Genomic DNA, 4595 nt, shown 5'->3' on the forward strand with positions numbered 1-4595 from the left:
ACTATCCCGCACGCAAACTAAAGCAGGTGATCTCAGGCGGTATGCCCAGCCGAAGCGCAAAGCCCGGCCACAGCCCGGTACCGTTACTGACATAAAGCGTCATGCCATTCACATCGTAGCGCCCGGATACAAATCCGTTATTCCCGCGCGCAACAAGACGGTCGAGACCGAGGATCATCCCACCATGCGTATGTCCCGACAACTGAAGAGCAATACCTTGAGCGGCTGCCGCACGCGCATCACCGGGTTGGTGATCAAGCAGCACAATCGGGGCCCCTTCGGGACTATCTGCGAGAGCCGCGGCCAGATTGGGGCCAGCCTGTCCATGCCTAGGTGCGGACCGATCAGTAACACCAGCAATGACCAACTCAGCCCCTCCCCTTGAGATGACTGTGTGACGGTTCAGCAGCATGTGAAAGCCCAATTCCTTCAGATGACGCATCCAGTCGGTATAATCAAAGTAATATTCATGATTGCCCGGGATCGCCAAAACACCGTCTGGCGCGTGCAATTGCGCAAGTGGGGCCACGTCCGCGCGGCGCATGGCTACTGAGCCGTCAATGAAATCACCTGTCACGACAATCATATCAGCACCGATCGCATTGGTGCGGTCCACAACTGCCCTTGCCCAGTTGGCGGGAAACAGCCGGCTAATATGCAGATCGGTCAACTGGACCAGTCGATACCCGTCAAACGCTGGCGACAGGCCGGGAATGGTTACTGCCACGTTCCTGACCTGTGGCACACGTAGCGTATTGACAACGCCAATTGCGGCCAGCACCCCAGCAATACCTCCCGCAGCCCCCCGCGCACCTACTGGAATATGCACCGGCTGCCACGTCACCAGCGCAACCAGTAGTGCACCGAAATCCAGCGCAATCTGGAGCAGCGTAAGAAACAGGATTGTCCCGAACGCCCAGTTAAACAGGATGATAACAGGCCGGGGGAACTCCGGGGTAAAAACGGACCCCGAAGAAAGCCGAGACCAGTAATGGTAAAGTGCGGCCACGATCATCAGAGCGGCTGCAAACATCTTCAGGCCCAAAGGCAACGGTAACGGCCACAGCCAATTCAGGATCACAACAAGAAGAGGAAAACCGAAAACAACAAGGCGCACTACAATCAATATCCATGCACGAAAAGCGCAGGGAAACATCTTCCGTTCCCTGCGCTCAAGCTACACATATCGGCAAAATGTCTGTCTGGATGTCGGGCTTATCCGTTACGCCAGAAACAGGGATGCAGATGTTTCAGGAAAATGTTTCTCCAACCATTTCCTCACTTTTTGCCCACAGCGCCTCGGCATGCACAGGATCAACCGCGTAGGCCCGCACACCTTCACTGACCAAGCTAAGAGGCTGATCATCAGGAATAACCGGGCTTACGTGGCAGTCTTCGCTGTAATGCCCACCAACCGCATCAGCTTCCGCCACCACGCCTGCCCAGACCGATGTGGCTGCACCTTGTGGAATGGTCTTAAACTGAAATGGTGGCTTTCCTTCTGCAGCAGCCTGTTCATTGATCCCCGCCACCATTGCCTCAATGGCACCTGCCTGCATATAGCGCGGCAGTTCGGTCATGATCCCACCCGGATGCACTGCTGTAGCACGCACACCACGTGTGCGATGTCGTGCGTCAAACGCAACGGCAAAAAGGATATTGGCTGTTTTAGAACGTCCATAAGCGATGAATGGATCGTATGGTGTATGCTCGAAATTCGGGTCTTTCAGATCAACATCTGCAAAGCGATGTCCGGCCGAGGAGACATTGACCAGTCGGGCACCGGGACGCATCAGCCCCGCTATCTGGTTGACAAGAACAAAGTGCCCTAGGTGGTTGGTGCCGAACTGCGTCTCAAATCCGTCCTTCGTATGACTAAATGGTGTGGCCATCACACCCGCATTGGCAATAACCAGATCGAAAGGCAAACCGGTTGCGTTCAATTGGTCAGCGCAGGCGCGGACACTGGTCAGATCCGCGAGGTCTAGGGCGATCAGTTCAAACGTCCCTCCCCCACGTTCAGCATCTGCACGGACCTGTTTGGTGGCGTGTTTTGCTTTTGTCAGGTTACGCGCGGCCCCCACTACCTGGGCACCATGAGCCGCAAGGGCACGCGCGGTTTCAACGCCCAGACCAGCAGAAACGCCAGTTACGAGAACACGTTTGCCCTTTAGGGACACGCCGGAAAGGACATCTTCTGTCGTCGAACGCGCGCCAAAAGTCTGTGTCATGGGTGGAACTCCTTGAAAGGATCATCCGTTTTTTGCCGAAGCGGCATTCGGAGTGTTATATGGAGCATGGCTCCGTCTTGTATATGCGGAGACATACTCCGTTTAACAAGAGGAAAAACGGTGACCGACGAAAAAAAGCCGCGCCGCCGACCGCGCAGCGATGGACAACGTAACAGGGAAAACCTGCTTAAAGTGGCCAAAGCCGCGTTCACGGCGGGGGAAATCGATATCCCTTTGGATGAAGTTGCCCGTCGTGCGGCAGTTGGAATTGGAACACTTTACCGCCATTTTCCTAATCGCGATGCTCTGATCGAGGCGGTCTATCGCGCTGAACTGGACCACCTAGCCGACGCGGCACCAGTTCTTGCCGCACAGCATCCGCCCGTGGAGGCACTGCGTGCATGGATGCGACTGTTTGTGGATTATATTGCTGCCAAGCAGGTAATTGCCCCCGCCCTCAATGGGCTGATGGGAGGAACGAGCGCACTTTACGCCCAGTCTGGCACGGTTCTACAGAACGCGATTGAGAAACTTGTAGCAGCCGCAGTTGCCAGTGGAGATATCAGCACAGAGATCGAACCACTCGACCTGCTTCGTGCTCTGGCTGGTGTTTCAAACTATGCGGCTGGCCCCGGTTGGGAAACTAGTGCAAAGCGCCTTGTCGATATCCTCATCGCCGGATCACGAGCGTCTACATCGTAATGTGCTGTATGGTACCAGCCTGTTGGCTTCACACCTCATCAGTCCTTGGCGGTTACCGCTCTTCCCGATGTTCGTCATGGTTCATGACACTCGCTACATTCTGTACGCTGCCTCATGGTGGATCGGACACTCAACCTAACCACGATGATCTCTTCAGGAACTGCATAATGAAATGGGGCACACGGGAAACACGAAGCTGATCCAAGCTTCCTTCTACCTCCACTCCTTATTTAGCAGTTCACGTCTATCTGCGTGCACTTTAAAAGTAATAAAAAAGCTGCGTGCTACGTTTAGCACAACGAGTTTCAATGTTGTGGCGAGACAATTGCCAGCTGATCCCGAACACTTGGACGTTCCTGCATTCTTGCATACCACGCCAGAAGGGCACTGCACTCCTGAGGAATAGGCAGTTTCACGACTGCGGCGAATATAAAGCCTCCAATCACGGCAATATCTGCCATAGAAAAATTCTCCCCTGCGATAAAAGGCTGTTTTTTAAGGAGAGCATCAAAGTAATGCATGCCGCGTAAAGCCTTATCGCGCTGGTAAAGGCCCCATTCCCTATTCTGGTAAAGCTCTACTTTAGGGCCAAGGCCTGGCGTCGCATGATGGAAATAAATGCTGATAGCATCGAGCATTTCGATTTCAGCGCGTTTGGTCATCATCTGGATGACGCCCTTTTCACGTGGCGTTCTGCCAGTCAATGTTGGAGTCCCGTCAAGCGTATCAAGATAAACTGTGATCGCAGTGCATTCGGCAAGAAAGGTTCCGTCATCAAGTTCGAGAATCGGCACCGTGCCTGAATAGTTCTTGGTTCGGAAGTCCGCTGTCTTATGTTCGCCTTTCCACAGATTGATCTGGACAAACTTTATCCTGGACAGCATCTGCTTTTCCGCCAGAGCAATCCGCACACGTGCCGGATAAGGCCCTGTAGGCCAATCATAGATTTTCATAAGAATTGCCTCACCCCTACTGAAAACAACTGTTTTGGACCGCCTGTAATGCGCCTACCTACCACTTGGTAGGTATATTTTGTTATGCCTTCCCTTTCAGGGCGTCAACGCTTACCTACCAACACATAGGGAGACAGTCGCAATACAATGAACATAACGCATGAGAGTTCCAGAGAAGCTATCTTGGCAGCAGCCAGAAAGGCTGCACAGACCCGTGGTTACAACGGCCTGAACTTCCGTGAACTTGCCAAGGAAGTCGGAATTAAGCCTGCAAGCATTTATTATCACTTTCCCAGTAAAGCCGATCTTGGAATGGCAGTTGCGCGACGCTATTGGGAAGATACCAAGGCTAATCTGGAAAGTATGCAGATGGAAACCCCAAATCCTCTGACATGCTTGCGTCGTTATCCGGAAATCTTTCGTCGTTCACTCGAAAACGGTAATCGTCTGTGTCTAGGGAGTTTCATGAGTGCTGAACATGATGATCTGCCTGATGCTGTAAAACACGAAATACAGACATTTACCGATATCAATGTGACCTGGCTGACTACGATCATCTCCAGGATAAACCCGGCATCATCCCAAAACATAGAACGTGCACGAGCCATCTTTGCAGCAGTATCTGGAGCACAGCTCATGGCAAGAAGCCGCTCGGATGTCAGCCTTTTTGACCAGATTATTGAGAATTACGGCGATGCGGGATTATTGG

At 52.9% G+C, this 4595-nt stretch carries 5 protein-coding genes; 2 read left to right on the forward strand and 3 right to left on the reverse strand.

Annotated features, from left to right (window positions below):
- Position 1: 1 nt before the first annotated feature.
- Positions 2-1117 (reverse strand): metallophosphoesterase, encoded by a 1116-nt coding sequence (locus CSR02_RS02920; RefSeq protein WP_099540517.1) that lies wholly within the window; start codon positions 1115-1117, stop codon positions 2-4.
- 133 nt (positions 1118-1250) lie between these two features.
- Positions 1251-2231 (reverse strand): SDR family NAD(P)-dependent oxidoreductase, encoded by a 981-nt coding sequence (locus CSR02_RS02925; protein WP_099540513.1) that lies wholly within the window; start codon positions 2229-2231, stop codon positions 1251-1253.
- Positions 2232-2351: 120 nt separating this feature from the next.
- On the opposite strand from CSR02_RS02925, the gene CSR02_RS02930 reads away from it, so the two are divergent.
- Positions 2352-2933 carry a TetR/AcrR family transcriptional regulator gene (locus CSR02_RS02930; protein WP_099540514.1) on the forward strand — a complete coding sequence of 194 codons (582 nt, stop codon included), beginning with the start codon at positions 2352-2354 and terminating at the stop codon, positions 2931-2933.
- Positions 2934-3238: 305 nt separating this feature from the next.
- Here CSR02_RS02930 and CSR02_RS02935 read toward each other — a convergent pair whose 3' ends face one another.
- Positions 3239-3886, reverse strand: coding sequence for a glutathione S-transferase (locus CSR02_RS02935; protein WP_099540515.1), 648 nt, complete (start codon positions 3884-3886; stop codon positions 3239-3241).
- A gap of 147 nt (positions 3887-4033) precedes the next feature.
- Between CSR02_RS02935 and CSR02_RS02940 the strand changes: the two genes are divergently transcribed.
- On the forward strand, positions 4034-4595 hold a 562-nt coding region (locus CSR02_RS02940; protein WP_099540516.1), incomplete at its 3' end, for a TetR/AcrR family transcriptional regulator.

It is taken from the genome of Acetobacter pomorum (genome assembly GCF_002738225.1).
GTDB lineage: Bacteria > Pseudomonadota > Alphaproteobacteria > Acetobacterales > Acetobacteraceae > Acetobacter > Acetobacter pomorum.